Origin of the sequence: Thauera chlorobenzoica, from assembly GCF_001922305.1 — a bacterium.
In the GTDB taxonomy this organism is placed as follows: Bacteria; Pseudomonadota; Gammaproteobacteria; order Burkholderiales; family Rhodocyclaceae; genus Thauera; species Thauera chlorobenzoica.
Map to the genome: position 1 here is coordinate 3,363,683 of NZ_CP018839.1, position 18,311 is coordinate 3,381,993.

Sequence of the window (18,311 nt, forward strand, 5' to 3'; positions counted from 1 at the left end):
CTCAATCCAGGGTCATGGCGAGCACCGCCTGCGTCTGGCGGGCGCGGAAATCGGCGAGGCGGTCGGCCAGCGACGCATCGCCGTTGGCGAGCAGGGCCACTGCGAACAGCCCGGCATTGGCCGCGCCGGCCTCACCGATGGCGAACGTGGCGACCGGGACGCCCTTGGGCATCTGCACGATGGAGAGCAGCGAATCCTGCCCCGACAGCGCCTTCGACTGCACCGGCACGCCCAGCACCGGCAACGTGGTCTTGGCTGCGACCATCCCGGGCAGGTGGGCGGCGCCGCCGGCGCCGGCGATGATCACCCGCAGCCCGCGGTCGCGCGCGGTTGCGGCGTATTCGAACATCAGGTCGGGAGTGCGGTGGGCGGACACGACCCTGGCTTCGAAGGGCACCCCGAACTCCTCCAGCACCTTGGCCGCGGCCTTCATCGTCGGCCAGTCGGAGTTTGACCCCATGATAATGCCGACGGCGGGGGAAAGTGCGCTCATTGTGCGTCCTTTGCTCACGTGCCGGGGGCGAGCTCGCGCGAGCGTGCGGCACGCTCGGCGGAGATCACGGTGTTTTCCAGCAGCATGGTGATGGTCATCGGCCCGACCCCGCCCGGCACCGGAGTGATTGCCCCGGCTACCGCCCTGGCCGACTCGAAGTCGACGTCGCCGCACAGTTTGCCGGCATCCGGACCGTCCTGCAGGCGGTTGATGCCGACGTCAATCACGGTGGCACCGGGCTTGATCATGTCGCCGGTGACGAAGCGCGGCTTGCCGATCGCCGCCACCAGGATGTCGGCGCGGCGGGTGTGGAAGGCGAGGTCGCGCGTCTTCGAGTGGCACACGGTGACCGTAGCGCCGGCATTGGTCAGCAGCATCGCCATCGGCTTGCCGACGATGTTCGAGCGGCCGATGATCACGGCCTCGGCCCCCTGCACCGGCACCGCCGCGCTTTCGAGCATTTTCATCACCCCATGCGGCGTGCACGGGATGAAGGCTTCGCGGTTCTGCGACAGGCGGCCGACGTTTTCGGCGTGGAAGCCGTCGACGTCCTTGCCCAGGTCGATGGCTTCGAGCACGGCGGTTTCGTCGAACTGCGGCGGCAACGGAAGCTGCACCAGGATGCCGTGCACCGCCGGGTCGGCGTTGAGTTCGGCCAGCCGGGCCATGACCTCGGCGGGGGCCGCATCCTGCGGGTAATCGAAGCGCAGCGAGCGGAGGCCGGCCTTTTCGCAGGCCGCGACCTTGTTGCGCACATACACGGCCGAAGCCGGATCGGCACCGACCAGGATGACCGCCAGACAGGGTTGTACGCCACGTGCCGAGAGTGTCGCTGCACGATCGGCGATTTCTCCACGGACACGCGCCGAAAGGACGTTGCCATCGATGATGCGAGCGGTCATCGGATCTGCCTCGAAAAAGAAGCGGATTTTACAGCATGCCGGCGCCGGCGACGCACCCGGGCCGGGATTGGACGGCGCGGCACCGGAGGCGCTCCTGCCCGCCGCCGACCGCAAAGCTCAGTGTCCGGCTATTGGAGGCGGGCATTTCAGGCCGATCGCGGTGATCACCCCGCCGACGCTCATCTCGCGCACGGTGAGGATGAAGGCGCCGACATGCACGCGGTCGCCAACGACGGCGACGCGGCCGATGCGCGCGCGCAGCAGATCGCGCATCGACAGGTGCCGTTCCTGCGCTTCGAGCACCAGGCCATAGGCATCGGCGAGATCGCCCGCGAGGGATTCCGGGTCAACGACGAATTCGCCGAAGAAGCTGGCGTTCGCGCTCAGCTCGTTGCCCGCGCCGCCAAACAGGCGGGCGATCCGCTCGGCAAGCTCGTCCGGGGCCACGAACCACACCGAGTCGCCGGGAATCATCCGGGAATCCATCGTCAGGCGCTGCAGGTGACCGTCACGGACGAGGGCCACGCAGCGCACACCGATGCTGCCGAACTCGGCCGCGACCTCGTCCGGATGGCGACCTTCGACGCGTGCTCCGGGTGCGACCCGGTATTCGAGCAGATCGACCGCAGCCTCGTCATCGACCCACACTTCACGCTTGTCACGCGGTTCGTCGCGCGGCGGCACTTCGACCTTCAGCCAGCGCGCCACCACCGGCACCGTCGCCCCCTGCACCAGCAGGGACAGCAGCACCACCGCAAAGGCGACATCGAACAGCAGGCGCGAATCGGGCACCCCCATCACCACCGGCACGATCGCCAGCACCACCGGCACGGCCCCGCGCAGCCCGACCCAGCTGACGTAGGCCAGCTCGTTGCGCCGGTACCGGAACGGCGCCAGGCCGATCATCACCGCCAGCGGGCGGGCGACCAGCATCAGGAACACCGCCATCGCCAGCGCCTCGAGCGCGTGATCAAGGAGCAGCGACGGCGTCACCAGCAGGCCGAGCACGACGAACATCCCGGCCTGGGCCAGCCAGGCCAGCCCGTCCATCACCCGCAGCACGTGCTCGGTGGCGTGGCTGCGGCGGTTGCCCACCACCACGCCGGCCAGGTACACGGCGAGGAAACCGCTGCCGTTCAGGAGGTTGGTGGCGGCGAACACCAGCACTCCGCCCGACAGGATCAGCAATGCATACAGGCCTTCGGCCAGGTTCAGGCGCGCCATCAGCCGCGACAGCACCCATCCGCCGGCGAGGCCCGCGAGCAGCCCGAGTCCGAGCTGGCTGGCGAGCATCCACGCGAAAGCGGACAGCGTCGCCGTTTCGGGCTCCAGCAGCATCCCCACCAGTGCGGTGACGAGCAGGATCGCCATCGGATCGTTGGCGCCCGATTCGATCTCCAGCGTCGCCTGCACGCGCTCGTTGAGCCGTACGCCGCTGTTGCGCAGCAGCGCGAACACCGCCGCCGCATCGGTGGAGCCGACGATCGCCGCCAGCAGCAGGCCCAGGCGCCAGTCCACATCGAGCAGCCAGGTGGCGAAGGCGCCGAGCAGCCCCGCGGTGCCGACCACCCCCCAGGTCGCCAGCACCGCGGCCGGCTTCAGGCCGACGCGAAAGCTGCTCACCCGCGTGCGCAGCCCGCCGTCGAGCAGGATCACCGCCAGCGCTGCCTGGCCGATCATGGAGGCGATGAAGAAGTCTTCGAAGACGATGCCGCCGGGGCCGCCCTCCCCGGCGAGCATCCCCACCACCAGGAACAGCAGCAGCAGGGGCAGCCCCAGCCGCGCCGACACCGTGCTGGCGAGCACGCTGATGAACAGCAACAGCCCGGTCAGCAGGAAAAAGGCGTTGATTCCAGTCATTCGGGGAGATCAGTGGAAATAATGTGAACTTGCCAACCGACGGGTTGCGCGTCGGCACCGCCCCCGCTCGCGCCTGCGCTCCCCGGCGCGGCATGGATGACGCAACAGGCCTGCGGTCAGCGCGCCCCGGGGCGGGCGCTCAGCGCGGCACGGTGCCCGGCTCCGCCAGCACCACGTGCTGCACCAGCTCGGCGAGCGAATGCGCACCCATCTTTTCCATCACCCGGGCACGGTGGACTTCGACGGTCTTGATGCTGATGCCGAGCACATCGGCGATCTGCTTGTTGAGCTTGCCGACGATGATCAGGTCGAGCACTTCGCGCTCGCGCTGGGTCAGGTGCTCGAGGCGGCGCGCGGTGTCCGCCTCCTGCAGGCGTTTGTCGCGGTTTTCGCGCTCGAGCCGCAGGCACTGTTCGATCAGGCGCAGCATGTCGCGCTCGCCGAACGGCTTCTCGATGAAATCCACCGCCCCCTTCTTCAGCGCCGACACCGCCATCGGCACGTCGCCGTGGCCGGTGATGAACACCACCGGCAGGCTGCAGCGGCGGCGGCCGAGCTCCTCGAACAGTTCCAGCCCGCTCATCCCGGGCATGCGCACATCGAGCACGAGACAGCCGGTCATGCCGGGCTCGCTGGCCTGCAGGAAGGACTCCGCCGACTCATGCACGGCGACGCGATAGCCGTTGGCTTCGAGCATCCAGGCAAGCGAGTCGCGCAGGGCTTCGTCGTCGTCGACGATATGGACGATCTGATCGGGAACGATCTGGTCAGGCGCTGCGGGCAATCCGCTCACTGGCTGTCTCCGTCGGCAGGGTAAACGTGAATATGGTACCGCCTTCGGGGTTGGCGTCGACAAGCAATCGGCCATCATGGAACTCGACGATCGAGCGGCAGATGTTCAAGCCCATTCCCATGCCCTCGGCCTTGGTCGTGTAAAAGGGGGTGAACAGCCGCCGGCGCCCTTCCTCGCTGATGCCGTGGCCGCGGTCGATGACCGCCACTTCCACCGCATCGGGACCGAAACTGCGCACCCGCAGCACCAGCACGCGCCGCTCGGGCAGGGCATCGGCCATCGCGTCGAGGCCGTTGCGGATCAGGTTCAGCAGCACCTGCTCGATCATGATCCGGTCGGCGAACACGTCCGGAAGTCTGGGCTCGACCTCGGCGACGATGCGGATGCCGACGCGGCGGGCGTCGATTTCGGCGAAGCCGAGCGCATCGTCGAGGATTTCGGCCAGGCGCACCGCGCTGCGCCGCGGTTCGCTCTTTTTCACGAACTCGCGCACCCGGCGGATGATCTTGCCCGCGCGCTCGGCCTGGAAGCTGGCCTTCTGCATCGCCGCGAGCACGTCCTCCGGCCGCCACTGCCCCCCCTGCATGCGGGTGACGCAGCCCGCGCAGTAGTTGGCGATCGCCGCCAGCGGCTGGTTGAGTTCGTGGGCGAGGGTGGACGCCATCTCGCCCATGGTGATCAGCCGCGCGGTGCGTTGCAGGCGGTCTTCCTGCTGGCGCGCGACCTCGGCGGTCTGCTTGCGGTCGGTGATGTCGGTGGCGATGCCCATGCGCACGAGGCGGCCATCGACCCAGCGCGTGGCCTGCTCGCGCACGTGGTACCAGCGCCCCGACAGCGGGTGCTGCAGTTCGCCATCGAACAGCTCGCGGGGTAGTTCGGACGTGCCCAGGCTGCGCGGATCGACCCGGTAGTCGCCGCGCTCGGGCTGCGGCACGGCGACCCCATTGACCGTGCGCCCCACCGCATCGAAGCCGTGGATGCGCTTGAAGGCACGGTTGGCGAACAGGATCTCGTCAGTACGGGCATCGGCCACGAAGACCGCGGCATCGAGGCCGTCGAGCACCGCCTCGAAACGCTCGTGGGCGGCTTCGAGCGCCGCGCGCACCCGCTTCGGTTCGGTGATGTCGGTGATCGAGGCCATCCAGCCGGTCTGGCGAGCGGAGGAATCGATCAGCGGCGACAGGTAGAAGCGGGCATCGAAGCGCTCGCCGTTCTTGCGCCGGATGCGCATCTCGAAACCGGCCGCCGGCGCCTGGCCGGACAGGGTCAGGGCGAGGTTGCGCTCGCACACCGCGCGCGACTCCTCGGGCCAGTAAGGAAAAGGCGGCCCGGTGCCGATCAGCTCGTCCTCGTCGAAGCCGATCATGCGGCAGAACGCCGAATTGGCGTAGATGATGCGCCCGCTCAGGTCGATCGCGCGCAGGCCGGTGACCACCGAATCCTCCATCGCCTTGCGAAAGGCCGACTCGGCGCGCAGCGCCTCCTCGGTAGCCTTGCGCCCGGTGATGTCGTGCGCCACCGCATAGACGAGGCGTTCTTCGGGCACCGGGTTGATGCTCCATACCAGCCACTTGTAGCTATCGTCGGCGCAGCGGCAACGGTTCTCGAACTTCACCGGCTCGCCGGCGGCCAGGCGGCGTAACTGGTCGAGCGTGGGGCCGACATCGTCGGCGTGGACAAAATCGATCAGCGAGCGCCCTGGCAAGGCCTCCGGGTCATGTCCGAGAATGCGCGCGAAGGCCGGGTTGCAACGGCAGAAGCGGCCATCGAGCCCGACCACGCACAACATGTCGAGCGACAGGTTGAACAGCCGGTCGCGCTCCTTTTCCACCTGCACCCGGCGCTGCACGTGGCTGCGCAGGGTCCACAGGCTCCACAGCACCAGCACCGACAGGCCCAGGATCAGCACCATCGGCAGCAGCTGCGAAACGCCGCTACCGCTGCGAAACGCCGTCGCGCGCAAACCCAGCCCATTCCCCGGCGGGTCGAGCGCAAGATCGAAGGACAGCCGTTCGTCGAGCGCGGGCAGCAAGGCGCTCGTCGCCAGCAGCTCGCCTTCGACGTCGTGCAACGCCAGCCGGTACTTGTCGGCAAACCACGCCGGCACCAGGTAGCGCGCCATGCGCTCGATCGAATACACCCCGACGATGGCGCCGCGGAACTCGCCGCTGCGCACCACCGGCACATATACTTCGAGCACCGCCCCGCCCCGCGGGCTGCGGTGAGCGGCGCCGTATTCCACCCGCAGCGAACCCCGCACACGCTGCAGCACGCGTGCCTGCTCGCTGCTCAACACCTCGCCGGGCAGGCGATCGGTGGTATCGAACGGCGCGCTCCAGCGCACGATTCCGTCGCCCCCCACCCAGACGATGTTGGCCAGCTCGGCATGGTTGGCGATGTGCTGGTTGGCGCGCAGCTGGAAGCCGTCGTGATCGAGCATCTCGGAAGACAGGTCACGGGCAAGCTGGCCGAGGAACTCCTCGGTCCCGAGCATCTGCCGGCGCATTGTCTGCTCGGCCCACTGCATGTCGCGCGCAAGCGCGTCGCGCTCAAGCTCCAGTTCGCGCTGCTGCAACAGCCACACCAGGCTGAGCATGGCCAGCGCGAACAGCACCACCGCGGCGTACGGCGCCGTCCAGTACCAGCGCTGGGACGAAAAGGAAGCAGCATGGGACTCGGGCATGAAGAAGGGAACGCCGGGTACAGGAAAGGATTCCCGGCACCTTGACCGAGAGGAGGATTCTTGTCGATCCCCCGCCAGCCGTCATCCGGTTTAACCCTAACGCCCGACTGACGCCAGATCCGCGCGCAGTGCTGGCGACGAAGCGCCCAATGGGGGTTTCCGCCAATTTTTACACCCGCCCCACCCCCCTAGAGTCCGCCCATGCATTCATTCGCCACACTGCGCTACCGTGCGCGCTTTTTGCTGCCCGGCTTCCTGGGCCTGGTCTTGTGCACCCTCGCCGCCACGGTCTCCGCCGCCGATGCTCCACCGCCGGAGAGCATCCGCATCGGCGTTACCGGCCCGTTCACCGGCGCCTCCAGCCCGATGGGCATTTCGATGCGCGAAGGCATCCGCATCGCCGCGGCCAAAATCAATGCCTCGGGCGGCCTGCTCGGGCGTCCGGTGCACCTGCTCGAGCGCGACGACGAGGCCAGCAACGAGCGCGGCGCCCGCCTCATCCAGGAACTCATCAACAAGGACGGCATCATCGCCGGGCTGGGCATCGTCAACACCGGCGTCGCCCTCGCCAGCCAGCGCCATTACCAGCTGGCACGGATTCCGGTGATCACCTCGGTGGCCACCGGATCGCTGATCACCCGTCAGTTCCTGCCCCCCGAGTTTCCCGACAACTACGTCTTCCGCGTATCGGCCAGCGACGAACTGCAGGCGCGGGTGATCGTCAAGGAAGCCATCGACCGGCGCGGCCTCAGCCGCCTGGCAATTTTTCACGATGCAACCAACTACGGCGTGCAGGGCAGCGAGGACCTGATCGCCGCGCTGAAAGAACGCGGCATCGCGCCGGTTGCGGTGGAGCGCTTCCAGTTACGCCAGGTAGATATGAGCGAACTGCTCGCACGGGCACGTTCAGCCGGCGCCGAAGCGGTCCTGACCTACGGCATCGGCCCGGAACTGGCCTACATCGCCAACGGCATGGCGCGGATGAACTGGCGGGTACCGATCATCGGCAGCTGGACGCTGGCGATGTCGAACTTCATCGACAGCGCGGGCCCGCATGCAGAAGGTGCCCGCATGCCGCAGACCTTCATCCAGGACGCCGGGAACCCCCGCCAGCAGGCCTTCCTCGAGGCATGGCGCCAAAGCACCGGCCTTGAACGCATCCTGGTTCCACCGGCCGCAGCCCAGGGCTACGACTCGATGCTGCTCCTCGCCGCAGCGATCCGCCAGGCAGGCAGCGTTGAAGGCAGGCGCATCCACGCGGCGCTGGAGGACCTGCGCACCCCCGTCCATGGCGTGATCATGACCTACCGCCAGCCCTTCTCGCGCACCCGCCACGAAACCCTGACGCTGCCTGGCCAGGTTCCCCTCGGAGAGGTCCGCAACGGCCGGGTCGTGTTTGCCTACGACGCCGACCGCAAGCAGGCGCTCAAGCCATGAACCGCACGCCGGAGCCTCCCCCTATGGCGCATAGCCTATTGCACATAGCGAAAACACGTTTTATAGTCTGAAAATGCAACCCGCCACACAGCCTGGCGGGTTGCGTGCGTACCGCCCCCCATCCTGCATACCCCGCAGGCACTGCCAACCGAATGTCATGAGGAGACAAGCCATGACCGGAACGAACCCGCTCCCGCACACCGACACGGACGCGCAGGAGACAAAGGAATGGCTGGAAGCGCTGGCCGCCGTCGTCGAACACGAAGGTCCCGAGCGCGCCCACTACCTGATCGAAACCCTGATCGCCGCCGCGCGCGAGGAAGGGGTGAACATCCCCTATTCGGCGAACACCGCGTACATCAACACCATTCCGGTCGAGCAGCAGCCGTCCTACCCGGGCGATGCGGACATGGAAATCAAGATCCATTCCTACATCCGCTGGAATGCGATGGCGATGGTGGTGCGCGCCAACAAGAGCACCAACGTCGGCGGCCACATCGCCAGCTTCGCGTCGGCAGCCGCGCTCTACGACGTCGGTTTCTCGCACTTCTGGCACGCGCCCTCCGCCGACCACGACGGCGACCTGATCTACTTCCAGGGCCATTCGGTGCCCGGGATCTATGCCCGCGCCTACATGCTCGGGCGCTTCACCGAAGAACAGATGGACAACTTCCGCCAGGAAGTCGGCGGCAAGGGTATTTCCTCCTACCCGCACCCCTGGCTGATGCCCGATTTCTGGCAATTCCCGACGGTATCGATGGGCCTCGGCCCGCTGTGCGCGATCTACTCGGCGCGCTTCATGAAGTACCTCGCCAGCCGCAACCTGATCGACCCGACGCGCGCTGCCCAGCGCAAGGTGTGGGCCTTCCTCGGTGACGGCGAAACCGACGAGGTCGAGTCCCTCGGCGCCATCGGCATGGCCGGGCGCGAGCGCCTCGACAACCTCGTCTTCGTCATCAACTGCAACCTGCAGCGCCTGGACGGCCCGGTGCGCGGCAACGGCAAGATCATCCAGGAGCTCGAAGCCGAGTTCCGCGGCGCGGGCTGGAACGTCATCAAGGTGATCTGGGGCACGCACTGGGACGCGCTGTTCGCCCGCGACCAGAAAGGTCTGCTCAAGCAGCGCATGATGGAGCTGTGCGACGGCGACTACCAGACCTTCAAGGCGAAGGACGGCGCGTATGTGCGCGAGCACTTCTTCAACACCCCGGAACTGCGCGCGCTGGTGGCCGACTGGACCGACGAGCAGGTGTGGAATCTGAACCGCGGCGGCCACGACCTGTTCAAGATCTACGCCGCCTACAAGCAAGCCAACGAGCACCAGGGCCAGCCCACGCTGATCCTGGCGAAGACGATCAAGGGCTTCGGCATGGGCCAGGCCGGTGAGGCGATGAACATCTCGCACCAGCAGAAGAAGATGGACGTCGAGGCCATCCGCCGCTTCCGCGACCGCTTCGGCCTGCCGGTGCCCGACGACCAGATCAAGGATCTGCCCTACCTGAAGTTCGCCGAGGATTCGCCCGAGTACAAATACCTGCGCGAACACCGCATGGCCCTGGGCGGCTTCCTGCCCCAGCGCCGGCGCAAGGCCGACGCCCTGCCGGTGCCGGCGCTGGAAGCCTTTGCCGCGCTGCTGAAGGCTTCGGGAGAAGGCCGCGAGCTGTCGACGACGATGGCCGTGGTGCGGATGATGAACACCCTCCTCAAGGACAAGCAGATCGGCCGTCACGTGGTGCCGATCGTGCCCGACGAGAGCCGCACCTTCGGCATGGAAGGGATGTTCCGCCAGTACGGCATCTGGAACCAGGAAGGGCAGAAATACCTGCCCGAAGACCATGACCAGCTGATGTTCTACAAGGAGTCGCAGACCGGCCAGGTGCTGCAGGAAGGCATCAACGAGGCCGGGGCGATGGCCGACTGGATCGCCGCCGGCACCGCCTACAGCGTGCACGGCGTGCAGATGATCCCCTTCTACATCTTCTACTCGATGTTCGGCCTGCAGCGCACGATGGACCTGTGCTGGGCGGCGGCCGACCAGCGCACCCGCGGCTTTCTCATCGGCGGCACCGCCGGGCGCACCACGTTGAACGGCGAAGGCCTGCAGCACGAGGACGGCCACAGCCTGCTGCTCGCCAACATGATCCCGAACTGCATCAGCTACGACCCGACCTTCCAGTACGAGGTGGCGGTGATCGTGCAGGACGGCATGCGGCGGATGTTCGCCGAGCAGGAAGACATCTACTACTACATCACCGTACTGAACGAGAACTACGAGCATCCCGAGATGCCCGAAGGCGCCGCAGCCGACATCCTCAAGGGGCTGTACCTGTTCCGCAGGGGCGGCGACGACAAGGGTCCGCGCGTGCAGTTGCTGGGCTCGGGGGCGATCTTCCGCGAGGTGATCGCCGCCGCCGAACTGCTCAAGAACGACTGGGGCGTCGAAGCCGACCTCTGGGGCGCGCCGAGCTTCAACGAACTGGCCCGCAACGGCCACGACGTCGAACGCTGGAACCTGCTGCACCCGATGGAGGAACCGAAGCAGTCGCATGTGGAAGAAAAACTGGGCAGCACCGAGGGCCCGGTGATCGCCGCCACCGACTACATCCGCATGTTCCCCGAGCAGATCCGCTCGCAGCTGAAAAAGACCTACGTGACGCTCGGCACCGACGGCTTCGGCCGCTCCGACACCCGCGAACAGTTGCGCCATTTCTTTGAGGTCGACCGCCACTGGGTGGCGCTGGCCGCGCTGAAGGCCCTGGCCGATGACGGCGTGATCGGCCGCGACCGGGTCGCCGCAGCGATGCTCAAGTACAACCTCGACCCGAACAAGCCGAACCCGCTGTCGGTCTGAGCGCGCAAGGAGACAACAACATGAGCCAACTCATTGAAGTGAAGGTTCCCGACATCGGCGATTTCGATGCCGTGCCGGTAATCGAGCTGTTCGTCAAGGTCGGCGACACCATTGCCGTCGACGACGCCATCGCCACACTCGAATCCGACAAGGCCACCATGGACGTGCCCTCATCCGCCGCCGGCGTGGTCCGGGAGGTCCTGGTCGGCATTGGCGACAAGGTGGCCGAAGGCACGGTCCTGATCCGCGTCGAAGTCACCGGCGCCGCTGCCGCCGCCCCGGCTCCGGCCACGGCGGCACCGCCCCCTGCCCCCGCGGCCGCTCCGGTCGCGACCGCTGCGCCCGCGCCGGCTGCGGCCCCCGCCGCTGGGGGCGGCATCGTCGAGGTGAAGGTACCCGACATCGGCGATTTCGATGCCGTGCCGGTGATCGAGCTGTTCATCAAGGTCGGTGACACGATCAAGGTGGACGACGCCATCGCCACCCTCGAGTCCGACAAGGCGACGATGGACGTCCCCTCCTCCGCCGCCGGGGTGGTCAGGGAAGTGCTGGTGAAGGTCGGCGACAAGGTCGGCGAAGGCAGCGTGCTGCTGAAGCTCGAGACTACGGGCGGAGCCGCAGCCACTGCGCCGGCGTCAGCCGCGGCTGCGGCCGCCCCCGCGGCTGCGCCCACGCCCCCGCAGCCCGCCAGCGGCGCTGTCACCCCTGTGTCGGCTTCCATGCCGGTCGCGGTGGCAGCCACGCCATCGGCGGTCAAGCTCGGTGGCACGATCCACGCCAGCCCCTCGGTGCGCGCCTTCGCCCGCGGCTTCGGCGTCGATCTCGCCCAGGTCAAGGCCAGCGGGCCGAAGGACCGCATTCTCAAGGAAGACGTCACCGCCTTCATCAAGGGCGCGATGAGCACCGGCGTGGTTCCGGGCAAGAGCGTGGCGGCGGCGGCCATCGGCAGTTTGGGCGGCGGGCTGGACCTGCTGCCGTGGCCGAAGGTGGACTTCGCCAGGTTCGGCGAGGTCGAGGTCAAGCCGCTCTCCCGCATCAAGAAGATCTCCGGCCAGAACCTCGCCCGCAACTGGGCAATGATCCCGGCGGTGACCTACCACGAGGACGCCGACATCACCGAGCTGGAAGCCTTCCGGGTGGCGATGAACAAGGAGTTTGAAAAGTCCGGCAAGAAGCTCACCATGCTCGCCTTCATCATCAAGGCCTCGGTGCGCGCGCTGCAGGAGTTCCCCGAGTTCAACACCAGCCTCGACGGTGACAATCTCGTCTACAAGAAGTACTTCAACATCGCCTTCGCCGCCGACACCCCGAACGGCCTGGTCGTCCCGGTGGTGAAGGACGCCGACAAGAAGAGCGTGTTCGAGATCGCCGCCGAGACCGGCGCACTGGCCAAGAAGGCGCGCGACGGCAAGCTCGGCCCCGCCGACATGTCCGGCGCCTGCTTCACCATCAGCTCGCTCGGCGGCATCGGCGGCACCTACTTCGCGCCCATCGTCAATGCGCCCGAAGTCGCCATCCTCGGCGTCAACAAGTCGGCAATGAAGCCGGTGTGGGACGGCAAGGCCTTCGTGCCGCGCCTGACCCTGCCGATGTCGCTCACCGCCGACCACCGTGTCATCGACGGCGCGCTCGCCACCCGCTTCAACGTCTATCTTGCCCAGCTGCTGGCCGACTTCCGTCGGGTCATGCTGTAAGGAGGCCGCACCATGAGCCAGATTGTTGAAGTGAAGGTGCCGGACATCGGCGATTTCGACGCCGTGCCGGTGATCGAGCTGTTCGTCAAGATCGGCGACACGATCGCGGTCGATGACGCGATCTGCACGCTCGAATCCGACAAGGCGACGATGGACGTGCCGTCCCCGGCCGCCGGCATCGTCAGGGAAGTACGGGTCGCAGTCGGCGACAAGGTCGCCGAAGGCGCGGTGCTGCTGCACGTCGAGTCAACGACGGCCTCAGCCGGAGCAGAGGCGGCCGCCCCTGCTCCGGCTGCTGCGCCCGCAACCGCCCCCCCCGCTGCCGCTACCCACAGCGGCAGCGCCGACGCCGAGTACGACCTGGTCGTGCTCGGCGCCGGCCCCGGCGGCTATTCGGCCGCCTTCCGCGCCGCCGATCTTGGCCTCAGGACCGCGATCATCGAGCGCTACACGACGCTCGGCGGCGTGTGCCTGAACGTCGGCTGCATTCCGTCCAAGGCGCTACTCCATGTCGCCGCGGTGGTCGAGGAAGCCGAGCACGTGCAATCCGCCGGTATCCAGTTCGCCAAGCCTGCAGTGGACGTCGACGCGCTCAGGAAGCACAAGGACGGCGTGATCGGCAAGCTCACCGGCGGCCTCGCCGGGATGGCCAAGGCGCGCAAGGTCGATGTCATCCGCGGCTACGGCAGCTTCCTCGATCCGCATCACCTCGAGATCGAGGAAACCGCCGGCAGCGCCCAGGACAAGACCGGCACGAAGAAGGTGGTGAAGTTCAGGCAGTGCATCATCGCCGCCGGTTCGGCCGCGGTGCACCTGCCCTTCCTCCCCAAGGATCCGCGCATCGTCGACTCCACCGGCGCCCTCGAATTGCGCCAGGTACCGGGCAAGATGCTGGTCATCGGCGGCGGCATCATCGGCCTGGAAATGGCCACGGTGTATTCGGCGCTGGGCGCGCGCATCGACGTCGTCGAGATGCTCGATCGCCTGATGCAGGGGCCGGACGCGGACGCGGTGAAGGTGTGGGAAAAGCAGAACGCCCAGCGCTTCGACAAGATCATGCTGAAGACGCGGACGGTGGCGGTCGAAGCCAGGGAGGACGGGCTTTACGTCAGCTTCGAAGGCGAAAACGCTCCGCCCGGGCCGGTACGCTACGACATGATCCTGCAGTCGGCGGGGCGCGCGCCCAACGGCGGCAAGATCGCCGCCGACAAGGCCGGTGTCGTCGTCGGCGAGCGCGGCTTCATCCCGGTGGATGCGCAGATGCGCACCAACGTGGCGCACATCTTCGCCATCGGCGACGTCGTCGGCCAGCCCATGCTCGCCCACAAAGCGGTGCACGAAGGCCACGTCGCCGCCGAGGTCGCCGCCGGCGAGGCCCAAGGCAAGGCGGAGCTGGCCCGCACCGCCTTCGACGCCACCGTGATCCCGGGGGTGGCCTACACCCACCCCGAGGTCGCATGGGTCGGCTACACCGAAGCCCAGGCCAAGGCCGAAGGCAAGAGGGTCGAAACGGCCAAGTTCCCGTGGGCGGCGAGCGGCCGCGCGATCGCCAACGGCGCCGAGTACGGCTTCACCAAGCTGGTCTTCGACGCCGAAACGCATCGCGTGATCGGCGGCACCATCGTCGGCCCTTCGGCCGGCGACATGATCGGCGAAGTCTGCCTGGCGATCGAGATGGGGGCCGACGCGGTCGATATCGGCAAGACCATCCACCCCCACCCGACGCTCGGCGAGACGGTGGGGATGGCGGCCGAACTGGCCCACGGCAGCTGCACCGACCTGCCGCCGATGCGCAAGAAATAGCCGAAGCCCCCCGCGCGCCGAGGAAAAAACCTCCGTTCGCCTCCCCGTGGGAGGCGCCGGAGGTTTTGCGTTTACGGCTCCTGCGCGGCCCCTGCACCGGGTGCGAGCTTCCAGGCCATCAGGCGACCTGGCAAGACCCGCAGGCGCCGGAGGGGTGCGGACAGCGGCCTGTCCCCGCCCGTTCAGAAGCCGATGTTCACTCCCGCATAGATCGAGCGCCCCATGCCCGGCACGGCAACGCCCCAGGGTACGCCGGTGGCCGACATCGTCTTGCCGCTGCCGGTGTAGGCGCCGCCGAGCGGATGTGCGTAGTAACGGTCGAACACGTTCTCCACCCCGACGTCGACACGGACCTGCTTCCACACGTAGCTGCTGCGCAGGTGGAGCAGTCCGTAGCCGGCGGTCGCGAGTTCATTGCGCTCCGCAGATACCTTGTTCTTGGCGCTGACGAACTCGCCTTCGACGGTGTTCGTCCACCCGCCGAAGCGGTGTTCAAGCGCCAGTTTCGCGTTGAGCGGCATGATGTTGTACAGGTTGTCGCCGGTCGTGCGGTTCTTGCCGCGCACGTAGCTCAGACTGCCCCGGGCGGTGAAGCTGCCGATGCCTTCCTGCCTGGCGAGCAAGGCATGGCCGGAGAGGTCCACACCATGGAGGCGGGCGGACTGGTTGGCGAAGCGGAGATAGACGAACTCCTCCGCGCCGGCCTCGGCGATGCGCTCGGCATCGATGTAGCCATCGACGTAGGTGAAGTGCGGCGCCAGCCTGATGCTCCAGCCCTTGCCTGCCGCATCGTGCCAGTCGAAGCTGGCACTCAGCGTGTGCGCGGTCTCGGGCTCGAGTTCGAGACTGCCGACATAGCCGTTGCCGTCCCCCGCCATGTTCACCATGCGCATCGCCATGCCGTTCGTGGACCACGCATAACGCTCGTACAGATTGGGCGAACGCGTCTTCTGCGCGTAGCCGAACTCGATGCTGCGGCTCGCGTCCGGGGTGAAGCACGCCAGCGCGACGATGTCGACGTTGTGGTCGGTCCGGCTGCGCTCGGCGGCGTTGAACGCCTCGGCATCCGCCTGAAAGGCCGCGGCCGCCGGGTTGTACCATTGCACCCGGCCGGCGTTCATCTTCACCGTCTCGTGGCGCAGGCCGAACAGCGTCGTCCAGTGCGGATTCCAGGCCGCCTCCCACTCGCCGAACACGGCATAGCGGTCGCGCTCGCCGTTGTTGATGTTGCGGAAAGTCTCGGGCCACATCCCCTTGCCGGACGGATCCCACCAGTCGTCGAGGCGGTAGTTCTGGAACTCGCTGCCAATCCGCAGCAGGTCGTGCGCGGAGAGGGCGAGATCGGCCTTCAGGCTCAGGCCCTCGTTTTCCCCGCGGGTGTCCATCGGCATGCCGGCCGCGCAGCCGCTCATGCCACCGGCAGGCGCGCAGGGCACGCCGTCGGCGGCGGGCGTCGGGCCGTACCAGTACAGCTTGTCTTCGCCGAACTGCATCTTGTGGCGCGTCCGCTCCTGGTAGGCGCGCGCGTCCAGCGCGCCCCAGTCGAAGGCGCCCTTGTAGCGCAGGTTAAGCTGCTCGCTGTCGTTGCCGGTCATGTCCATGCGCTGATTGGGCCAGCCCTGGTAGGGAATGTCCTGGACGCCGGCTTTGAGCTCGAGAAGGTGGTTTGCGTGGCGCAGGGCGACGGCCAGCGACTGGTTGGTCGACTCGTAGCCGCTGCCGCCGACCTCGTCGCCAGCGAGCCAGCCGCGCCCGGCAGCGGCCGCTCCGGCGGGCTTGAAATCGTCGCCGGCGCGGTAGTTGTTGGCCTCGGTCACCGAGCCGCGGTAGCGCACGCTCAGGTTTTCGCCGGCCACGGTGGCGGCGGCGTTGACGCCACGCGCATCGCCGTTGCTGCGGTAGAAGGCACCGAGTTCGCCCTTGCGCAGTGGAGCCTCCCCGGCAGCAGCGAACCCGGGGTCGGGCGAATCGACCACGACCGCGCCACCGAGGCTGTCGCCGCCAAGGCTGACCGGGGAAATCCCCGCGAATACCTGGACATCGGCGACATTGCTCGGGTCAATGTAGGACAGCGGCGGGTTCATGTGATTGCCACAGGCGGAGATCAGGTCCATGCCGTCGACCTTGACCCGCAGGCGGTCGTCGCCGAGGCCGCGGACGACGGGTTGGCTGGAGACGCCGCCGGCACCGTAGACGCTGACGCCGGGAATGGCGCGAAGCAGGCTGGCCGTATCGCTGGTGGCCGCACGCAGCGCGGGCAGGGCTTCACCGTCCACCGTGGCGGCACTCGCGAACCCGGGCGCGGTAGGGGCGGTCACGATGACACGGTCGAGGATGGCATCCTGCGCATGGGCCAGCGCCGGCAGGAGCAGCGAAACGGCAAGGGAGAGTGGGAGACGCGCAAAGTTCTCTTTCATGACTTGCGATCCTTCTTTCGATTCGATGGGAGAACAGCCTTGTGCCAACGGAGCCCGGACGCAGGCGCGAGCGGGTCCGCCCGGCCGCGTTTCCGCGCCAGGAGCAAGGCAATCCAAGGGATGAGATGAGAGAGGGGCGAAGGCAGGCGCGGCGTTCAGCCGGCGCTGTCCCCAGCCCTCAGGCGCAGGCTCAGTGCTGGCTGTGCGGCATCCTCAGCGGCGCATTGAGCGGGCGCACCGGTACGCTGAGCTCGACGGAATGGCGGCTGCCATCGCGGTTCTCGATCATCAGGGTCAGCGGTACCTGCTGGCCTTCCTTCACCTGTTTTTGCAGACCCATCAGCATGATGTGATAGCCGCCGGGCTCGAGTTTGACCGCGTCACCGGCAGGCAGCTCCAGCGCCGGGATCGGGCTCATCTTCATGACGTCCTTTTCCATTCGCATTTCATGAATCTCGACCGCCTCCGCAAGCGGCGAACTGGCGCCGACGAGACGGGCGGGAACATCGGACTTCAGCTGCATGAAGGCACCGGTCGCCTTTTGCTGCGGAACGGTGGCACGCACCCAGGAGTCGGCCACGGAAACATCGGCGAGGGCCGGCACGGCGCCAAGGGCGAACAGGGCGGCAAGAACGAGCTTCTTCATTTTGAGAACCATCCAGAACAGTCGAACACGTTGAATTTCCGTCCGTGCAAGGCAAGCGCGCCGGCGCCGGATCGGAATGGACAAGAACGCCAGCGCACGCCGCCCGAACGGCGGCAGAGAAGCTGGTTTCAGTCGAAATGCAGGGAAAGGCAGGAATCGAGCCCGGATCGCCGCTCGCGATCAGGCTGCAGAGAATTCACCCGCGGACAGGAGGCGCGCGGGGATGGGAAGGCGCCCATACGGACAGCGGGCGTGGAGAAACGAGGAACAGCCGAGGCAGCAGGGCACTGCCTTCGGGGATGCGCAAGGCGGGCGGGGCGGCCGGAGGCAGGGCCGCCCCGCCCGCGTGCGCGCAGCAATACGGGCACTGTTCGAACGAAGCATCCTGCGGCCCGCCGTCGCTGTCGGCAATGACACCGTGGTCGCGGTAGAACGCGGCTTCGATCGCCGAGAGCTCGATGACGCGCGAACCGGTCGCCGAACAGACTTCGATCAGGTAGCGGCCGCCCTCGTCCGGCCCCATTGCCCGACTGAGCGCCGGCGCCAGGGCACTGGTCATCATCGCGAAGATCGCGAACCAGGCATAGAGGCGTCGGCGAAAGCGCAGCATCGGAAAGCGATGGACCCGGAAGAACTGGACGACGACCCGGATTGTACCCGAGCGCCATCGTCCGTCATTGATCCTGGTCAGCTCGCGGGGGCCGCAGGCCGCCGCTCACGGACCGTTCACGG

Annotated in this window: 12 protein-coding genes; 4 read left to right on the plus strand and 8 right to left on the minus strand. The window is 67.5% G+C overall.

The genetic code is table 11. From position 1 onward, the window contains the following. Window position 1 precedes the first annotated feature (1 nt). The 5 genes from purE to Tchl_RS15745 all read right to left on the minus strand — a co-directional run bounded on the left by purE (window position 2) and on the right by Tchl_RS15745 (window position 6,731). Window positions 2-493 (minus strand): 5-(carboxyamino)imidazole ribonucleotide mutase, encoded by a 492-nt coding sequence (purE, locus tag Tchl_RS15725; protein WP_075149196.1) that lies wholly within the window; start codon window positions 491-493, stop codon window positions 2-4. Between the two features lie 14 nt (window positions 494-507). After that, the gene (gene folD / locus Tchl_RS15730; RefSeq protein WP_075149197.1) at window positions 508-1,395 is read right to left on the minus strand and encodes a bifunctional methylenetetrahydrofolate dehydrogenase/methenyltetrahydrofolate cyclohydrolase FolD; all 888 of its coding nucleotides are present in this window, start codon (window positions 1,393-1,395) and stop codon (window positions 508-510) included. Window positions 1,396-1,512: 117 nt separating this feature from the next. Further along, window positions 1,513-3,255, minus strand: coding sequence for a potassium/proton antiporter (locus tag Tchl_RS15735; RefSeq protein ID WP_075149198.1), 1,743 nt, complete (start codon window positions 3,253-3,255; stop codon window positions 1,513-1,515). Window positions 3,256-3,394: 139 nt separating this feature from the next. After that, on the minus strand, window positions 3,395-4,048 hold the full coding sequence (locus Tchl_RS15740; protein ID WP_075149199.1) for a response regulator transcription factor: 654 nt from the start codon (window positions 4,046-4,048) through the stop codon (window positions 3,395-3,397). Next, window positions 4,023-6,731: a PAS domain S-box protein gene (locus Tchl_RS15745; protein ID WP_075149200.1), complete on the minus strand. Its 2,709-nt coding sequence runs from the start codon at window positions 6,729-6,731 to the stop codon at window positions 4,023-4,025. The genes Tchl_RS15740 and Tchl_RS15745 overlap by 26 nt, the downstream gene beginning before the upstream one ends. Before the next feature lie 201 nt (window positions 6,732-6,932). Here Tchl_RS15745 and Tchl_RS15750 point away from each other — a divergent pair, with 201 nt between their 5' ends. From Tchl_RS15750 to lpdA, 4 genes are all read left to right on the plus strand, one after another. Continuing rightward, entirely contained in the window at window positions 6,933-8,168 is a 1,236-nt protein-coding gene (locus Tchl_RS15750; RefSeq protein ID WP_083945260.1) for an ABC transporter substrate-binding protein, read from the plus strand. Window positions 8,169-8,340: 172 nt separating this feature from the next. Further along, window positions 8,341-11,019: a pyruvate dehydrogenase (acetyl-transferring), homodimeric type gene (gene aceE / locus Tchl_RS15755; RefSeq protein WP_075149201.1), complete on the plus strand. Its 2,679-nt coding sequence runs from the start codon at window positions 8,341-8,343 to the stop codon at window positions 11,017-11,019. Window positions 11,020-11,039: 20 nt separating this feature from the next. After that, window positions 11,040-12,713 (plus strand): dihydrolipoyllysine-residue acetyltransferase, encoded by a 1,674-nt coding sequence (gene aceF / locus Tchl_RS15760; protein WP_075149202.1) that lies wholly within the window; start codon window positions 11,040-11,042, stop codon window positions 12,711-12,713. Between the two features lie 12 nt (window positions 12,714-12,725). Continuing rightward, window positions 12,726-14,516, plus strand: coding sequence for a dihydrolipoyl dehydrogenase (gene lpdA / locus Tchl_RS15765; protein WP_075149203.1), 1,791 nt, complete (start codon window positions 12,726-12,728; stop codon window positions 14,514-14,516). Window positions 14,517-14,698: 182 nt separating this feature from the next. On the opposite strand, the gene Tchl_RS15770 is transcribed toward lpdA, so the two are convergent. The 3 genes from Tchl_RS15770 to Tchl_RS15780 all read right to left on the minus strand — a co-directional run bounded on the left by Tchl_RS15770 (window position 14,699) and on the right by Tchl_RS15780 (window position 18,189). Next, a complete protein-coding gene (locus tag Tchl_RS15770) occupies window positions 14,699-16,933 on the minus strand; it encodes a TonB-dependent receptor (RefSeq protein WP_075149204.1) in 2,235 nt (744 codons plus the stop codon). Window positions 16,934-17,123: 190 nt separating this feature from the next. Then, on the minus strand, window positions 17,124-17,579 hold the full coding sequence (locus tag Tchl_RS15775; RefSeq protein ID WP_075149773.1) for a copper chaperone PCu(A)C: 456 nt from the start codon (window positions 17,577-17,579) through the stop codon (window positions 17,124-17,126). A gap of 196 nt (window positions 17,580-17,775) precedes the next feature. Further along, window positions 17,776-18,189, minus strand: coding sequence for a DUF2946 domain-containing protein (locus tag Tchl_RS15780; RefSeq protein ID WP_075149205.1), 414 nt, complete (start codon window positions 18,187-18,189; stop codon window positions 17,776-17,778). Between the last annotated feature and the right edge of the window lie 122 nt (window positions 18,190-18,311).

What these genes read in the sequence shown, in the direction of transcription:
- purE (WP_075149196.1), bottom strand. Translation starts at nt 493, where the DNA reads ATGAGCGCACTTTCCCCCGCCGTCGGCATTATCATGGGGTCAAACTCC.
- folD (WP_075149197.1), bottom strand. Translation starts at nt 1,395, where the DNA reads ATGACCGCTCGCATCATCGATGGCAACGTCCTTTCGGCGCGTGTCCGT.
- Tchl_RS15735 (WP_075149198.1), bottom strand. Translation starts at nt 3,255, where the DNA reads ATGACTGGAATCAACGCCTTTTTCCTGCTGACCGGGCTGTTGCTGTTC.
- Tchl_RS15745 (WP_075149200.1), bottom strand. Translation starts at nt 6,731, where the DNA reads ATGCCCGAGTCCCATGCTGCTTCCTTTTCGTCCCAGCGCTGGTACTGG.
- Tchl_RS15750 (WP_083945260.1), top strand. Translation starts at nt 6,933, where the DNA reads ATGCATTCATTCGCCACACTGCGCTACCGTGCGCGCTTTTTGCTGCCC.
- aceE (WP_075149201.1), top strand. Translation starts at nt 8,341, where the DNA reads ATGACCGGAACGAACCCGCTCCCGCACACCGACACGGACGCGCAGGAG.
- aceF (WP_075149202.1), top strand. Translation starts at nt 11,040, where the DNA reads ATGAGCCAACTCATTGAAGTGAAGGTTCCCGACATCGGCGATTTCGAT.
- lpdA (WP_075149203.1), top strand. Translation starts at nt 12,726, where the DNA reads ATGAGCCAGATTGTTGAAGTGAAGGTGCCGGACATCGGCGATTTCGAC.
- Tchl_RS15770 (WP_075149204.1), bottom strand. Translation starts at nt 16,933, where the DNA reads ATGAAAGAGAACTTTGCGCGTCTCCCACTCTCCCTTGCCGTTTCGCTG.
- Tchl_RS15775 (WP_075149773.1), bottom strand. Translation starts at nt 17,579, where the DNA reads ATGAAGAAGCTCGTTCTTGCCGCCCTGTTCGCCCTTGGCGCCGTGCCG.
- Tchl_RS15780 (WP_075149205.1), bottom strand. Translation starts at nt 18,189, where the DNA reads ATGCTGCGCTTTCGCCGACGCCTCTATGCCTGGTTCGCGATCTTCGCG.